Origin of the sequence: Pseudomonas sp. SIMBA_067 (assembly GCF_046534675.1) — a bacterium.
GTDB classification, from domain to species: domain Bacteria; phylum Pseudomonadota; class Gammaproteobacteria; order Pseudomonadales; family Pseudomonadaceae; genus Aquipseudomonas; species Aquipseudomonas putida.
On sequence record NZ_JAWRYH010000321.1, the window covers coordinates 1 to 278 of the forward strand.

General features: G+C 63.3%; 1 protein-coding gene. It reads left to right on the forward strand.

The genetic code is table 11. The annotated features are described in order from the left end of the window. Window positions 1–2: 2 nt before the first annotated feature. A partial coding sequence (locus tag SB765_RS29285; RefSeq protein WP_410932443.1) for a hypothetical protein occupies window positions 3–278 on the forward strand: 276 nt, incomplete at its 3' end.

The following is a 278-nucleotide window of genomic DNA, read 5'->3' on the forward strand; positions in this document are numbered from 1 at the left end:
CCATGAAGCGCCTGCTGGCGAGCATCTTTCTGGCTACCGGCTTATTCGCTTCGGCCGATCTGTTGGCCAGCAGCGAACCCCGTCAGTTGCTGGCCCGATCGGCCAGTGCCGCCGCCCCCCTGTCGTTGTCCAGCGAAGACCGGCAGTGGCTGCAGCGACGCCAGCACCTGGTGCTGGGCAGCTCTCGGCCCGACTATCCACCGTTCGAAATCAACGTCAGTCAGCACGAATACGAAGGCCTTAGCGCCGATTACGCCGGGATTATCGCCGAGCAGTTG